The sequence below is a fragment of the Vulcanococcus limneticus LL genome, assembly GCF_943369875.1.
GTDB lineage: Bacteria > Cyanobacteriota > Cyanobacteriia > PCC-6307 > Cyanobiaceae > Vulcanococcus > Vulcanococcus limneticus_A.
Genome location: NZ_CALROT020000004.1, coordinates 1 through 14,075, shown reverse-complemented (window position 1 = coordinate 14,075; position 14,075 = coordinate 1). Strand labels below are relative to the sequence as shown.

Below are 14,075 nucleotides of genomic sequence, written 5' to 3'. Positions count from 1 at the left end.
CCCGCGACAGGACGGCCGACATGACCCAGGCAGACATGAGCCAGGCCAAGACCAGTCAGGCCGACGCCAGCGCGGACGCGAGCGACGTTCTCGCGGCCAGCGGCGCCCCCGCCTGCTCCGGCGACGCGAGTGCCGTGGGCCTGCACGCCGAGCGCCTGCTCAACCTCTACCCCTCCACCCCCGCCACGGTGTCGCGGGAGGAGGGGCTACTCCTCTACCGCGACATGACCCTGGGTCGGCGCTTCGAGGACAAGTGCGCGGAGATGTACTACCGCGGCAAGATGTTCGGCTTCGTGCACCTCTACAACGGCCAGGAGGCCGTGAGCACGGGCGTCATCAAGGCGATGAAGATGCAGCATGACTGGTTCTGCAGCACCTACCGCGACCACGTGCACGCCCTCAGCTGCGGCGTGCCGGCCCGCGAGGTGATGAGCGAGCTGTTCGGCAAGGAGACCGGCTGCAGCAAGGGCCGCGGCGGCTCGATGCACCTCTTCTCCAAGGAACATCACCTGCTGGGGGGCTATGCCTTCATCGGCGAGGGCATCCCCGTGGCCCTCGGCGCCGCCTTTACCAGCCGCTACAAGCGCGACGCCCTCGGTGATGCCTCCAGCGACGCCGTCACGGCGGCCTTCTTCGGCGACGGCACCTGCAACATCGGCCAGTTCTATGAGTGCCTGAACATGGCGGCGCTGTGGAAGCTGCCGATCCTGTTCGTGGTCGAGAACAACAAGTGGGCCATCGGCATGGACCACAACCGCGCCACCAGTGATCCGGAGATCTGGCGCAAGGCGGCCGCCTTCGGCATGCATGGCGAAGAGGTGGACGGCATGGACGTGCTCGCCGTGCGCGGTGCCGCCCAGCGGGCCATCGAGCGGGCCCGCGCCGGCGAGGGCCCCACCGTGTTGGAGTGCCTCACCTACCGCTTCCGCGGCCACTCCCTGGCCGACCCCGACGAGCTGCGGGCCGAGGCGGAGAAGGAGTTCTGGGCCCAGCGCGACCCGATCAAGCGCCTCGGCGCCCACCTAATCGAGCACAGCCTGGCCACGGCCGAGGAGCTCAAGGCGATCGAGAAGGAGATCGACGCCGAGGTGGCCGACTGCGTGGAGTTCGCCCTCGCGGCCCCCGAGCCCAAGCCCGAGGAGCTCACCCGCTACATCTGGGCAGAAGACTGAACCGCCGGCTGCGGCCCCACCGCGGACCTCATAGCCCGTGCAGGCGGGCCTGCTCCGACGCCGCCCGGAACACCAGGCCGTGGCGCTCCACCAGGGGCGCCAGGTCGTCGTAGCCGCCGCCGATCATCGTGGCCACCGGGATGCCGCGTCGCAGGCAGGCATCGAGCACCAGGCGGTCGCGGTTGAGCAGCCCCTCGCTGCTCAGGGCCAGCCGCCCGAGGCGATCGCCGCGGTGGGGGTCCACGCCGGCGTTGTAGAGCACCAGCTCGGGGCGCTGCTGGTCCAGCAGGTCGGGCAGCACGTCCCCGACGGCCGCCAGGTAGGCCTGGTCCTCGAGGCCGTCGGCCAGGGGCAGATCGAGGTCGCTGCGCTGCTTGTGCAGGGGGAAGTTGCTGGCGCAGTGGGCTGAGAAGGTGAACACCCGCGGCTCCTCCGCGAAGATCGCCGCGGTGGCATCGCCCTGGTGCACGTCCAGGTCCACCACCATCAGGCGCTGCACGAGCCCCTCGGCCAGCAGCACCCGGGCCGTCACCGCCGCGTCGTTGAAGATGCAGAAGCCGCTGCCATGGTCGGGGAAGGCGTGGTGGGTGCCGCCGGCCAGGTGACAGGCCAGCCCATGGCGCAGGGCCAGCCGCGCCGTGAGCACCGTGCCCCCCACCGCCAGCCAGGTGCGCCGCACCAGGGGCGCGGTGGCCGGCAGGCCGATGCGGCGCTGCTCCGCGGCCGAGAGCTCGCCCCGGGCAAAGGCCTGGTGGTAGCGGTGCCCATGCACCAGCTCCAGCCAGCGCCTGGGGGCCGGCAGGGGCTGGTGCAACTGCGCGGCCGTGGCGAGGCCTTGCTGTCGCAGCTGATCGTGCAGCAGCCGGAACTTGGCCATCGGAAAGCGATGGCTGCTGGGCAAGGGTGCCGAGTAGGCCGGGTGGTAAACGAAGGGGGGCCTCACGGGGTGTGCCGGCGCACAGGGTTGAGGCTAGAGCCGCACCGTGAGTTCGCCGTTGTGCCTGGCCATCGCCTGGGCACGGCGGCGCAGCTGGTCGAGCAGGTGCTGGATCTCGGCCTGCTCGCACAGATCGCGACGCACGATCAGTGCCAGGCAGTCGTTGATGCCCGTTGGCCAGTCGAGCACGCTGAGGCCCTGGCTGAGATCCGTGGAGAGTGAATTGACGGGAATGGTGGCCAGGCTCTGGGTCACCCGGCCTTCCCAGTCATGGAATTGATAGGGATCCATGCTGATCGTGTCCTTCCACAGTCCCTTCTGGGCCAGGAGCTGTCCAAAGCGTGGATAGCACGCGAGATGGAGACCAAGCGAGGGATAGGTGATGAGATCGTTGGTGGAGAGTCCCGTCTCACCGGCCAGTGGATGGCTGGTTCCGCCCGCGATGTGCAGCGGCATGGTGGCGATCTCAAAGGCGATGACATGGGGATCCTCCTGGTCGGGCAGGTCGGCCTGGGTGCAGGAGATCCAGGCGTCGATGATCCTCTCCCGCAGCAGATGAAGCGGCCTCTCGATGCCGATGCGTCCAGGGGGGCCGCTGATCCAGGCCTCGGGAAGGTCCAGGAGAATGGCTTGCCCCGCCCAGTGGTCCGCATCCAGCCGCAGTCGCCTCGCTTTGAGAAATCGATACAGCTGATGCACATGTCTCTCCAGCCTGAGCAGCTGGGAGTGGGGCACCGTGTCCCACGCGTTCCCGCATTTCTTGAGCTTGATTCCCAGCCTGGCTGCGGCCTGCGTCGCGCGGCGTGAGATGGCGCTCTGGCTGCAGTGGCAGTGGTGCGCGGCCTGTTCCCCGGATCCAAACCAGATGAGAGAGTCGAGGGATTCCAGGGTGTCTGGCGCCAGCATGCCGTTCGAAATCCTGCATGCATCCTAGGGAGTGAAATCCGCGGATTGGTGCTAACGCCGGTATCGATGACTACGGAAGTCCGGAGTTTCGTGGCGCCGGCATGGCTGTGTCGTGCAAACGTCAATCGGCGCGATTCCGTTGGGTGCCTGTCTATGCTGCAGGCCATGCAAAGGGCGCAGCTCTTTGTCGCCTTTGCTACAGATTGGGCGGGATGAGTGAGGTCCTGAGGGTTCAGTCGACTCCGTTGGCGGCCCTGAATTCGCTGGCTGTGCTGACCTCCAGTGCGCGGGACTGTGGGTCCCGGGTGGCACCCTGTCTACCCGTCAGGGAGGCCTACCCCCTGGCCGATGGCCAGGACTATGCCCACAAGACGGCGTCCTTGCGGCTGGGTGGAGTTGGCGTTTCCGTCGGGCTGGGCTCGTCCTTCTTCTTTGAGGTGGACAACCACGAGGTCGTGACCCTGCTGCTGTCGTCCGGTGGCCGGGCCCGGGTGGAGCTGGACGGTGCGGTCTATGGCAACAGTCCGCAGCAGCCCGGGCTGTTCCTGCCCGGCGAGGCCTACCGCTGTGAACTGGCTGACGCCAATGGGTTGGTGGTGACGGCCCGGCCCGAGCGTCTGGCCGCCATGGCGCTGGTGATGGCGGAGGAAGTGGACGCCCCCACCCTGGACCTGGCTGTGCTGCAGCAGCCCCTCGAGCTGGGGCCCCTGTGTGGCCGCTCAGCCCACCTGCTGGATCTGCTGCGCAGGACCCTGTCGCTGCTGGATGGGCTCCAGGCCACCGCCAGGTGGCCGTCCCAGAGTCAGGGCCTGGAAGACCTGCTCTGCCGTCTGATCGCAGGGCTGCTGTTCCCGAGCCTGGTCGGGCCGGGACGCTGAACCAGGGTGTTGCTCCTCTGAACCGATGCAGACCGCAGGATCAGATCGACGACGGCATCCGGCGCGTCAGGTGCCGCAGCTTGCGCAGGGCCTTGAGTTCCACCTGGCGCACCCGCTCGCGCGACACATCCAGCAGCCGGCCGATCTCGGCGAGGGTGTGGCGCTCCTCGCCCTCCAGCCCGAAGCGCAGCTCCAGCACCTGGCGCTCCTGGTCGGTGAGGTAGGTGAGCCAACGGCCCAGCTGCTCCTGGTGGATGCTGCGCTCCACCTGGTCGAGGGGTTCGGCGCCGTTGTTGTCGGCGATCAGATCGCCCAGGAAGCTGCGGCCCTCCTCGCCGTTCACGGGGGCATCCAGGCTGGAGGTGGTGAGGGCCTGGCGCAGCAGGGCATCGAGCTCGTCGATGGGGATGTCCATCGCCTCGGCGATCTCGCGGCGGCTGGGCATGGCGCCGAGCTTGTGGGCCAGCTCCAGGCTCACCTTGCGGATGGTGCTCAGCCGCTCGGAGAGATGCACCGGCAGCCGGATCGTGCGCGACTGGCAAGCGATCGCCCGGGTCATGCTCTGGCGGATCCACCAGAAGGCATAGGTGGAGAATTTGTAGCCGCGGGTGGGATCGAACTTCTCCACGGCCCGCTCCAGCCCCAGGGAGCCCTCCTGAATCAGATCGAGCAACTCCAGGCCCTTGCCCTGGTATTTCTTGGCGACGCTCACCACCAGGCGAAGATTCGCCTTCATCATTCGTTGCTTGGAGCGGCGTCCGACCCGGATGGTTTTCTGCTCCTTCTCGCTGTAGTTGCCCTCGCCGCGTTGCTCTTCCACCAGGCGCATCATCGCCTGCACCTGGTTGCCGAGTTCGATCTCCTCGGAGGGGGTGAGCAGGGGGACGCGGCCGATGGTGGCGAGGTACCAACTGATCGGGTCACTGCTGCGGCGCCGCGTGCTGGAGCTGGCGGAGAGGCTGGAGGCCGTCATGAGTCCGCACCAGGGAAGATTAGGAAATCTCCTATGGATTGGCGCTGGCACGCTGTTGCTTCAACAACCCTTCAGCTTTTATTCCTAAAACCACATGCTTTGTGTTGAGACTCACGCTATAGCCTGCATCCGTGTGTCAGTGAATACCGAAGCCTTGCCTTTGGGGCCGGCGCTACTCGTCGGGCAAGGGCGTGGTGGCGTCGCTGGCGTGATGGCGGGCGCCGTGGGCCAGGACCGCGGCGATGGCCATCGGCGTGGCCCCTCCTGCCCCCTGGTCCCGGCTCGCCGCTAGGCCCGCCTGGGCGTGCTCCAGGGCCGCGGCGGCCAGCAGGGAGGCATCCGCGGGCCAGCCGGCCGCCAGGGCCAGGGCGCCCCGGCCGGCGGCGTAGCCCGCCAGCACGTCGCCCAGGCCGGCCCGGGCCGCCGCTGGACTGGCCTGGGCCAGTTGCCAGCGGCGACCATCGGGGGCCGCCACCACGCTGCGGGCCCCCTTGAGCAGCACGACCGCGCCGCTGCGCTGGGCGGCGGCAGGGGCCGCCTGCAGGGGAGGCAGCTCCGCGAGGTCGGGGAAAAGGCGCGCGAATTCACCGGCATGGGGGGTGAGCCAGGTGGCCCCGGCCCGCTGCTGCAGCCAGGACAGGGCCGTGTCGGCCCCCGCGCCTCCAACGGAGCCGCCGCCGGCTGCCAGCCGGTTGAGCCCGTCGGCATCGAGCACCAGCAGGCCCGGAAACGGCTGCAGCGCGGCCCAGAGGTGGGCCTCGCCGGCTGCAGGCTCCCCAGCTCCAGGCGCGGCGGCTGCCGGCCCGCTGCCTGGGCCGACGCCGGGGCCCAGCAGCAGCGCATCCAGCCGCTGCAGAGCACCGTCCAGCTGCGCGGGATCCAGGGCCGCCAGATCCAAGCCCCCCTGGCCGTTGCTGCCCAGGCTGGCGCTCACCACCACGTGGGGCTGGACCGCCCACAGCCCGGCGGCCACCGCCTCCGGCAGGCCCGCCCGCAGGCTGCCGCAGCCACTGGCGCTGGCCCCCAGCAGCGCCAGCTGGGCTGCCCCCCGATAGGCCGGGCTGCCCGCCAGCACCAGCAGCCGCCCCCGGCCGTACTTGGCCGCCTGCGGGTCCGGCCGGGGCCGGGGGGTCGTGGCGACGGCGGCGGCGCCCAGGGCGAGGGGCTGGTCGGCCGGCAGGGTCTGCAGCAGGGCGGCGGGCAGGCCCAGCTCGATCCGCTCCAGCCGGCCCACCCAGGCCAGGGCCGGGTCCTGGATCAGCCCCTGCTTGAGCAGGCCGATGCAGTAGGTGGTGTGGGCGCAGGCGGGCTGGTTCCCTGTGGGCCGGCCGCTGTCGGCGCAGAGCCCGGTGGGCACATCCACCGCCACCAGCCGCTGCGGCCGCTCCCGCTGCCGGGCCGCCAGCAGGGTCTCGATCGCCTCACCCGCCGGTCGCTCCTGGCCGATGCCCAGCAGGGCATCGATCCAGAGTTCGGGGCCGTTGGCATCGGGCGGCCGCTGCAGCCGCGGGATGCCCAGCCACTGGACGTGGCGCAGATGGCCGGCTGTGAGCGGCTTGTGGCGCTCGTAGGGGCTCCAGATCGCCGTGGCCACTCCGGCCAGGTGCAGTTCGCGGGCGATCACCAGGCCATCGCCGCCGTTGTGGCCGGGCCCCACCAGCACCAGGGCGCCGTGCCGGCGCAGCAGGCCAGCGTGCTGCTCCAGCAGGCGCCGGCCCACGGCCAGGGCCGCCTTCTCCATCAGGGCCTCCACGGGCAGGCCGGACGCGAACAGCTGCTCCTCCAGCGCCGCCATCTGGCGGGAGCTCACCAGCAGATGCTGGGCGTCGCGGCCGGGCCACGGCGGCGGTTGGAGCAGGGGGAGAGCGGGGTCGGGCATGGGCAGGCGGGGCCGCGGCGGCAGGACCGGGAGGGCTCGACCCGGGCCTGGGCGCTGGTCCGGGCCGTCGAGCCGTGGTGTGGAGGCGAGGTGTGGAGCCGGGGCGGGGACCAGGGGTCCGCAACCCGGCTCCATGATGGGGAGAAAGTCCGTCCTGTCCCCCCGGGGTCAGCACCCCGCCGCCGTTGGCCCGCTTCTCCGCCCCGCCGCTGCCCGCGCCCGCCGGCGTCTCCCCGGCTGCCACCCCGGCCGGCGCCGCGGCGATCGAGCGCCTGCGGGCCTGGCCGGGCGAGCACCGGGTGGTGGTGGGCCTCTCCGGCGGCGTGGACAGCTCGCTCACGGCGGCCCTGCTGGTGGAGGCCGGCTGGGCGGTGGAGGGGCTCACCCTCTGGCTGATGAGCGGCAAGGGCGCCTGCTGCGCCGAGGGCCTGGTGGATGCGGCCGCCATCTGCGAGCAGCTGGGGGTCCCCCACCACGTGGTGGATTTCCGCGAGCACTTCCAGCGTCAGATCGTCGACTTCCTGGTGGAGGGCTACGGCGCCGGGGTGACGCCCCTGCCCTGCTCCCGCTGCAACCGGGAGGTCAAGTTCGGCCCGATGCTGGGCTGGGCGGCCGAGGAGCGGGGCATCGAGCGCCTCGCCACCGGCCACTACGCCCGGGTGCGCCACGCCGACGCCGGTGATCCGTTGCCCGTGCCGGGAGATGGCCGCGGCCGGCACCAGCTGCTGCGGGGGCTCGACGCCCGCAAGGACCAGAGCTATTTCCTCTACGACCTGCCCCAGGCGGTGCTGGGCCGGCTGGTGTTCCCCCTGGGCGAACTCACCAAGCCAGACACCCGCGCCGAGGCGGAGCGCCACGGCCTGCGCACCGCCCAGAAGCCTGAGAGCCAGGACCTCTGCCTGGCGGACCACCACGGCTCCATGAAGGCCTTCCTCGATGCCTACCTGCCGCCTCGCCAGGGGGAGATCGTGCTCAGCGACGGCCGGGTGGTGGGCCAGCACGACGGCATCGAGCACTTCACGATCGGCCAGCGCAAGGGCCTCGGGGTGGCCTGGAGCGAGCCGCTGCACGTGGTGCGTCTCGATGGCGCCATGAACCGGGTGGTGGTGGCGCCCCGCGCCGAGGCCGCCCGTTCGACCTGCGTGGTGGGTGCGATCAACTGGGTGTCGATCGAGCCGCCCACCGCCCAGCTCGAGCTGGAGGTGCAGGTGCGCTACCGCAGCGGCCCCGAGCGCGCCCTGCTCACCCCCCTGCCCCCCACGGACGCCGACCATGCCGCCGAGCGTCCCCACCGCTGCCGGCTGGAGTTTGCCGAGCCCCAGTTCTCGATCACGCCGGGGCAGGCGGCCGTCTTCTATGCCGGCGAGGTGCTGCTCGGGGGGGGCTTGATTCAGGCCTGAGGCTGGCCCTCGGGCCTGGCATCGCAGCGCGCCGGCGGCCCCGAGAGCCAGCGCCGACCCGTGGGGTGTCTACCAGTGGGGATCCACGGCGATCTCCAGCAGGAGCCGGCCGCTGGGGCTGGCCGGCACCGTGGCGATGCAGGCGCGCACCAGCTGGCCGTTGACCTCGAGCTCGCAGGCGCCGCAGCTGCCCCCCAGGCAGCCGGTGGGGATGGCGTAGCCGGCCTCGGCGGCGGCCTGCAGCCAGTCCTGGCCGGGCTGCACCTGGCTGCGGCGCCCGTCCGGCCAGATCACCTCCAGGCTGTGCCGTTCCGGCATCGGCTGTTTTCCCCTCGATGGAGCCAGTCTCCGGTACCGGCCCGTGGGGCCGGCTCAGCCCAGCAGCGGCCCCAGATCCACATGGGCCTCGAAGGCATCGGCCAGGCGGTCGAGCAGCGCCTCCCGCTGGCGGCTGTGGTGCGGCACGGCTTCCGGCAGGGGGGAGAGGCCGCGGCGCTGCCGCAGCAGGTTCAGCCAGCGGCGCCGCCAGGGCCCGTCCTCGAACACGCCATGCAGGTAGGTGCCGGCCACCAGGCCGCCCCGCCCGCTGTCGGCGGGGCGCCACCAGCCCAGCGCGGCGTCGGCGGCGAGTGGCTGGCAGGGGGCTGCGTCGTCGAGGAGTTCGGTCGTGCCCCGGTGCAGCTCGAACCCCTCCAGCGGCAGGTCGCCCCCGTCCCCCGGTGGGGGCCAGAGCGCCCGGCTGCGGCGCTGGCGCAGGGCCTTGGTCGCCCCGAAGCGCGTGCGCAGGGGCAGCATCCCCAGGCCCGCCCGGCTGGTGGGGCCGCCCTCGCCCTCCAGGCCATCGGGATCCTCCAGCGCCACCCCCAGCATCTGCAGGCCGCCGCAGATCCCGAACACGTGGCCCCCCTCCGCCAGGTAGGCCTGCAGCTCGGCCGCCAGGCCGCTGGCCTGCAGCGCCGCCAGGTCCCGCAGGGTCTGCTTGCTGCCGGGCACGAGCACGGCATCGGGCTGGCCCAGGCGCTCGCCGGGACGGATCCAGCGCAGCTGCACGCTGGGCTCGGCCTCCAGGGGATCGAGGTCCGAGAAGTTACTGAGGGAGGGCAGCCGCAGCACGGCGATCTCCAGCTCCGCCTCGCCCTTGCGGCCGCGGCGCTCCAGCAGATCCAGGGAGTCCTCAGGCGGGAACAGCTCGTCGAGCCAGGGCATCACCCCCAGCACCGGCACGCCCGTGTGGCGCTCCAGCCAGTCGCGGCCGGCATCGAACAGCTCGCGGCGGCCGCGGAAGCGGTTGATCAGCAGGCCGCGGATCAGGGGCCGCTCCACCGGCCGCAGCAGCGCCAGGGTGCCCACCAGCTGCGCGAAGACGCCGCCGCGCTCGATGTCCGCCACCAGCAGACAGCGGGCCCGCAGGAACTGGGCCAGGCGCAGGTTGGTCAGGTCCCGCGCCTGCAGGTTCACCTCCACCGGACTGCCCGCCCCCTCCAGCACCAGACGCCCCTGGGGGTGGGCGGCCTGCAACTCCGCCAGCCCCGTGCGGATCGCCCGCCAGCCGGGCCGGAACCAGTCGCGGTAGTAGTGCTCGGCGCGGGCGCTGCCCACCGAGTGGCCCAGGTGGATCACCTCGCTGGTGGAATCACCCTGGGGCTTGAGCAGCACCGGGTTCATGGCCGCCACCGGCTCCAGGCCCGCCGCCCAGGCCTGCAGGGCCTGGCTGTAGGCCATCTCGCCGCCGGCCCCATCCACCCAGGCGTTGTTGCTCATGTTCTGCCCCTTGAACGGCAGGGGCGTCTCGCCGCGGCGGCGCAGCACCCGGCACAGGGCCGCCGTCATCAGCGATTTGCCGGCTCCGCTGCTGGTGCCGAGCACCATCAGCGGCGTGGGCCGGGGTGGGGGTGGTTCTGGGGGCAGGCCTGGGGTGACGGTCACAGGCGCGGCCGGCGGCGGCGCAGGCCGTGCAGCAGCCGTTCCCCCAGGCCCGCCCGGGGCAGCTCGCCCGGCCACTCACCCAGCAGCTGCCGGCCCATGGGGGTGAGCCGCACCCGCTCGGTGAGCCCCTGGCCATCGACCTCGCGGCGTAGCACCCCCAGGCGGATCAGCCAGATCAGGTGGTCCTCGGCGCGCTGGGGTGTGAGCGGCCGGAACCAGTAGCGACCGCGCTCGGGGTGGTCGCAGAGGCCGCCGCTGCTGATCGCCTCGACGGCCACCCGTTCGTAGAAGGCGCGCCGCAGGGGCAGGCAGCGCAGCGCCGAGGCGGCCCGGGCCAGGGAGCGGGGATCGGTGAGGCTGCCATCCATGGGCCGATTCTCCCGGACGGCTGACCCGGAGCGCGGCTGGCGTGAGGGCTGATCGCTGGCGCCGCGTGGGGCCTGGCTCATTGGTGCCGGGCCGCGATGGCCCAGGCCCGTGATGGCCCAGGATCGAAGCCCGTGGCTGCTCGGCCCCATCCAGGCCTCCCGCCCTATCCCCTCGCTGCCGGCCGTGCTGCTGCTCGCCTCCGCCTCCCCCGCCCGCCGCCGGCTGCTGGAGCAGGCGGCCATCCCCCACCGGGTGCGGGTGAGTGGCGTCGATGAGGAGGCCATCCAGGAGCCCGATCCCACCCGGCTGGTGCAGCGGCTGGCCCAGGCCAAGGCGGCGGTGGTGGCCGATCTGGAGCGCCAGGAGGCGGCGGGCCAGGGCCCCGGGGTGCCCGACACCGCCGCCGGCATGCCCGTGCTCGGCTGCGACTCGGTGCTGGTGTTCGAGGGGGAGGTGTTCGGCAAACCCCGCGACCCGGACGAGGCCATGGCGCGCTGGCGCCGCATGGCCGGGTCCTGGGGGGAGCTGCACACCGGCCACTGTCTGATGGGCCCAGGGGCAGGCCAGGCTGCGCTCCTGGCCACGGTCACCACCCTGGTGCAGTTCGCGCCGCTCAGCCCGGCCGAGATCGCGGCCTATGTGGCCACGGGGGAGCCGCTGCACTGCGCCGGTGGCTTTGCCCTGGAGAGGATCGGCGGCCTCACGGTGGAGCGGATCGAGGGCTGCTTCAGCAATGTGATCGGCCTGAGCCTGCCGCTGCTGCGGCGCTGGCTGCAGCCCCTCGGCTGAAGCCAGCGGGCCATCGGCCTCAGCGGAACAGGTTGTTGAACAGATCCTGGAGGAACTGGTTGGTGGGGGTCTGACTCCAGGGAAGGGGGCGCTGGTTCGCGCCGGTGCCGTAGCCGTAGTCGTAGGTGGGCTGGGTCATGAGCTGCAGATCAGCCCAGCGGAAGATCAGATCGTTGCCGCGGCTGTAGAACTGGGCCGGCCAGACATTGGCGGCGTCATTGAGCACCAGCTGGCCCTGGCGGTTGCGGAAGGCATAGCGGCGGCCGTCGCTGAGTTCCACCACGTAGGCGGTGCCATCGGACATGGTGCGCTGGCGCAGTCCACACGTACCCCGGAACAATGGCTGGCCCCGCTGGCTCAGCTCGCAGCGGCTGAGTTGCTGGCCTGGGAGCGTGTTACCGCCATTCCAGTTGTTGGTGCCGTTGTTCCAGCTGCCGTTGCTCCAGTTCCCATTGTTCCAGCTTCCGTTATTCGACGATCCGTTATTCCAGCTTCCATTGGTTGAGGACCCGTTGTTCCAGGTGGTGTTGCCATGGCTCCAGGCGTTGCCGTTCCAGTTGCTGCCGAACAGCTGGCGGCTCAGGCGGTAGCTCACGTTGCGCCGCTTCCAGCCGTCATCCCAGCAGACCTGGCGCTGCAGTTCGCACAGTTCGCCGCTGCTGAAGCTCAGCTGGTTGGGCCAGGGGCGACCGGAGAGCTGGCGGCGCAGGTCCTGTTCGGCGCGCCAGCCGAATCGGCTGCGGGTTTGAAAATAAGAGATCCCATTTTTGTCGTAGCAGATCTTGCTGCCCCGATCACAGATCACGCCATTGTGTGGAAAAGAGAGGCCCTGGTCCTCGGCCTGGGCGGGGGCTGCGGCGGCCAGGGGCAGGGCGACAGCGCCAGCAGCCATCCTGCGCAGCAGACGGGGCCATTGATGCAGGGCGGGGAAGGCCATGGTGGTCTCCAGTGGGATGCCGGCAACCTAAACAGCATCGGTGCGGCAGATGCATCCCGATTCCATCTGTCGACTGCGCAGGGATGACCAACTCTTTCTGAGCGGGCGTGCTGGGCGTGGACTGGCGGTGGCTGGCCATGAAAAAGCCCCCGCTGGTGGCGGGGGCCGTTGTGGATGATCCCAGTCCGTTGGGCTGGGAACCGGCCTGGATCAGTCCAGGTCGGGCATGGCCAGGGTGGGCTCGGCCTTGCGGTCGATGCCCTTCTCGAAGCCAGCGGCGGCAGCGCGGGCGCGGCCGGCATGCCAGAGGTGGCCCACCAGGAAGAAGAAGGCGAGCACGAACTGCGTGGACGCCAGCCATTGGCGGATGTTCACGAAGTTCACCGAGTTGGGCTCGGTGATGATGCCGCCCACGGAGTTGAGGGAGGCGTTGGGGGCGTGGGTCATGTAGTCAGCCGCGCGGCGCACTTGCCAGGGCTGAATGTCGTTCTGGAGCTTGTCGAGGCTCAGACCGTTGGGACCACGCAGGGGCTCCAGCCAGGGACCACGGAAGTCCCAGAAGCGCATGGTTTCACCACCGAAGATGATCTCGCCTGTGGGGGAGCGCATCAGGTACTTGCCCAGACCGGTGGGGCCCATGGCCGAACCGATGTTGGCGCCGAGGCGCTGGTCACGCACCAGGAAGGTGAAGCTCTGGGCCTGGGAGGACTCGGCGTTGGTGGGGCCGTAGAACTCAGAAGGATAGGCGGTGTTGTTGAACCAGATGTAGGCCGAGGCGATGAAGCTCATGAAGCTCAGGGCGCCCAGGCTGTAGCTCAGGTAGGCCTCACCGTTCCAGATGAAGGCACGACGCACCCAGCCGAAGGGCTTGGTGATCACGTGCCAGATGCCACCGAAGATCAGGGTCAGACCCAGCCAGATGTGGCCGCCGATGATGTCTTCCATCGAGTTCACCCCGATGATCCAGCCCTCGCCACCGAAGGGGGCCCGGGTGAGATAACCGAAGATCACACCGGGATCGAGGGTGGGGTTGGTGATCAGGCGAACGTCGCCGCCACCGGGGGCCCAGGTGTCATAGACACCGCCAAAGAACATGGCCTTGAACACCAGCAGCAGCGCACCCACACCCAGCAGGATCAGGTGGTAGCCAATGATGTTGGTCATCTGGTTCTTATCGCGCCAATCCTGCGAGAAGAAGGCGGAGTAGTTCTCCAGAATCTCGGGGCCGCGGATGGCGTGATACAGACCGCCCACGCCGAGCACGGCGGAGCTGATCAGGTGCAGCACACCCACCACGAAGAAGGGGTAGAGGTCGGTGACCTCACCGCCGGGACCCACGCCGTAGCCGAGGGTGGCCACGTGGGGGAACAGGATCAGGCCCTGTTCGTACATGGGCTTGTCGAAGGTGAAGTGGCTCACCTCGAACAGCATCATGGCGCCGGCCCAGAACACCATCAGGCCAGCGTGGGCCACGTGGGCGCCGAGCAGGCGGCCGGAGAGGTTGATCAGACGGGCGTTACCCGACCACCAGGCATAGCCGGTGGAGTCGAGATCCTTCCCGCCGATCCCGGAGAGGGAGGGATTAGAGAGCGTTACCACGGGGCAGAACCTCTTCAGGGAAGACGAAGTTTTCGTGCGGCTGGTCAGCCGGCGCCATCCAGGCGCGCAGACCTTCATTCAGCAGAATGTTCTTGGTGTAGAAGGTCTCGAACTCGGGGTCCTCAGCGGCGCGGATCTCCTGCGACACGAAGTCGTAGGCACGCAGGTTGAGGGCCAGGCCGATGATGCCGATGCTGCTGGTCCACAGACCCATCACCGGCACGAACAGCATGAAGAAGTGCAGCCAGCGCTTGTTGGAGAACGCGATCCCGAAGATCTGGCTCCAGAAGCGGTTGGCGGTGACCATCGA

General features: G+C 70.3%; 13 protein-coding genes and 1 pseudogene. 4 read left to right on the top strand and 10 right to left on the bottom strand.

Annotated features, from left to right (window positions below):
• Window positions 1-20: 20 nt before the first annotated feature.
• A complete protein-coding gene (gene pdhA / locus ACLV7J_RS05900) occupies window positions 21-1,172 on the top strand; it encodes a pyruvate dehydrogenase (acetyl-transferring) E1 component subunit alpha (RefSeq protein WP_411868193.1) in 1,152 nt (383 codons plus the stop codon).
• A gap of 28 nt (window positions 1,173-1,200) precedes the next feature.
• Here pdhA and ACLV7J_RS05895 read toward each other — a convergent pair whose 3' ends face one another.
• The gene (locus tag ACLV7J_RS05895; RefSeq protein WP_411868192.1) at window positions 1,201-2,115 is read right to left on the bottom strand and encodes a histone deacetylase; all 915 of its coding nucleotides are present in this window, start codon (window positions 2,113-2,115) and stop codon (window positions 1,201-1,203) included.
• 27 nt (window positions 2,116-2,142) lie between these two features.
• Window positions 2,143-3,015 carry a hypothetical protein gene (locus tag ACLV7J_RS05890; RefSeq protein ID WP_411868191.1) on the bottom strand — a complete coding sequence of 291 codons (873 nt, stop codon included), beginning with the start codon at window positions 3,013-3,015 and terminating at the stop codon, window positions 2,143-2,145.
• A gap of 305 nt (window positions 3,016-3,320) precedes the next feature.
• On the opposite strand from ACLV7J_RS05890, the gene ACLV7J_RS05885 reads away from it, so the two are divergent.
• Window positions 3,321-3,893 carry a hypothetical protein gene (locus ACLV7J_RS05885; protein ID WP_411868190.1) on the top strand — a complete coding sequence of 191 codons (573 nt, stop codon included), beginning with the start codon at window positions 3,321-3,323 and terminating at the stop codon, window positions 3,891-3,893.
• 40 nt (window positions 3,894-3,933) lie between these two features.
• Here ACLV7J_RS05885 and ACLV7J_RS05880 read toward each other — a convergent pair whose 3' ends face one another.
• On the bottom strand, window positions 3,934-4,866 hold the full coding sequence (locus tag ACLV7J_RS05880) for an RNA polymerase sigma factor, RpoD/SigA family (RefSeq protein ID WP_411868189.1): 933 nt from the start codon (window positions 4,864-4,866) through the stop codon (window positions 3,934-3,936).
• A 172-nt stretch (window positions 4,867-5,038) separates the two neighbouring features.
• Window positions 5,039-6,745: an NAD(P)H-hydrate epimerase gene (locus ACLV7J_RS05875; RefSeq protein WP_411868188.1), complete on the bottom strand. Its 1,707-nt coding sequence runs from the start codon at window positions 6,743-6,745 to the stop codon at window positions 5,039-5,041.
• A 185-nt stretch (window positions 6,746-6,930) separates the two neighbouring features.
• Here ACLV7J_RS05875 and mnmA point away from each other — a divergent pair, with 185 nt between their 5' ends.
• The gene (gene mnmA / locus ACLV7J_RS05870) at window positions 6,931-8,145 is read left to right on the top strand and encodes a tRNA 2-thiouridine(34) synthase MnmA (RefSeq protein ID WP_411868187.1); all 1,215 of its coding nucleotides are present in this window, start codon (window positions 6,931-6,933) and stop codon (window positions 8,143-8,145) included.
• A 69-nt stretch (window positions 8,146-8,214) separates the two neighbouring features.
• On the opposite strand, the gene ACLV7J_RS05865 is transcribed toward mnmA, so the two are convergent.
• The 3 genes from ACLV7J_RS05865 to ACLV7J_RS05855 are packed head-to-tail and all read right to left on the bottom strand — an operon-like array spanning window position 8,215 to window position 10,439.
• A complete protein-coding gene (locus ACLV7J_RS05865; RefSeq protein ID WP_411868186.1) occupies window positions 8,215-8,463 on the bottom strand; it encodes a 2Fe-2S iron-sulfur cluster-binding protein in 249 nt (82 codons plus the stop codon).
• Window positions 8,464-8,517: 54 nt separating this feature from the next.
• Entirely contained in the window at window positions 8,518-10,014 is a 1,497-nt protein-coding gene (locus tag ACLV7J_RS05860) for a cobyric acid synthase (protein WP_411868383.1), read from the bottom strand.
• Between the two features lie 53 nt (window positions 10,015-10,067).
• The gene (locus ACLV7J_RS05855; RefSeq protein WP_411868185.1) at window positions 10,068-10,439 is read right to left on the bottom strand and encodes an Npun_F0494 family protein; all 372 of its coding nucleotides are present in this window, start codon (window positions 10,437-10,439) and stop codon (window positions 10,068-10,070) included.
• A 184-nt stretch (window positions 10,440-10,623) separates the two neighbouring features.
• Here ACLV7J_RS05855 and ACLV7J_RS05850 point away from each other — a divergent pair, with 184 nt between their 5' ends.
• Complete coding sequence (locus ACLV7J_RS05850; RefSeq protein WP_411868382.1) at window positions 10,624-11,229, top strand: Maf family protein; 606 nt, start codon at window positions 10,624-10,626, stop codon at window positions 11,227-11,229.
• A gap of 19 nt (window positions 11,230-11,248) precedes the next feature.
• Here ACLV7J_RS05850 and ACLV7J_RS05845 read toward each other — a convergent pair whose 3' ends face one another.
• The 3 genes and pseudogenes from ACLV7J_RS05845 to ACLV7J_RS05835 all read right to left on the bottom strand — a co-directional run.
• Window positions 11,249-12,121 carry a YcgJ family protein gene (locus ACLV7J_RS05845; protein ID WP_411868184.1) on the bottom strand — a complete coding sequence of 291 codons (873 nt, stop codon included), beginning with the start codon at window positions 12,119-12,121 and terminating at the stop codon, window positions 11,249-11,251.
• 255 nt (window positions 12,122-12,376) lie between these two features.
• Window positions 12,377-13,765: a photosystem II reaction center protein CP43 gene (gene psbC, locus ACLV7J_RS05840; RefSeq protein WP_411868183.1), complete on the bottom strand. Its 1,389-nt coding sequence runs from the start codon at window positions 13,763-13,765 to the stop codon at window positions 12,377-12,379.
• Window positions 13,749-14,075 (bottom strand): annotated as a pseudogene (locus ACLV7J_RS05835) (photosystem II D2 protein (photosystem q(a) protein)); the annotation flags it as partial. The pseudogene ACLV7J_RS05835 and the gene psbC, both read right to left, overlap by 17 nt.

Coding starts and splice junctions, on each gene's coding strand:
- pdhA (WP_411868193.1), top strand. CDS start 21: ATGACCCAGGCAGACATGAGCCAGGCCAAGACCAGTCAGGCCGACGCC.
- ACLV7J_RS05890 (WP_411868191.1), bottom strand. CDS start 3,015: ATGCTGGCGCCAGACACCCTGGAATCCCTCGACTCTCTCATCTGGTTT.
- ACLV7J_RS05880 (WP_411868189.1), bottom strand. CDS start 4,866: ATGACGGCCTCCAGCCTCTCCGCCAGCTCCAGCACGCGGCGCCGCAGC.
- ACLV7J_RS05875 (WP_411868188.1), bottom strand. CDS start 6,745: ATGCCCGACCCCGCTCTCCCCCTGCTCCAACCGCCGCCGTGGCCCGGC.
- ACLV7J_RS05865 (WP_411868186.1), bottom strand. CDS start 8,463: ATGCCGGAACGGCACAGCCTGGAGGTGATCTGGCCGGACGGGCGCCGC.
- ACLV7J_RS05860 (WP_411868383.1), bottom strand. CDS start 10,014: ATGGTGCTCGGCACCAGCAGCGGAGCCGGCAAATCGCTGATGACGGCG.
- ACLV7J_RS05855 (WP_411868185.1), bottom strand. CDS start 10,439: ATGGATGGCAGCCTCACCGATCCCCGCTCCCTGGCCCGGGCCGCCTCG.
- ACLV7J_RS05845 (WP_411868184.1), bottom strand. CDS start 12,121: ATGGCTGCTGGCGCTGTCGCCCTGCCCCTGGCCGCCGCAGCCCCCGCC.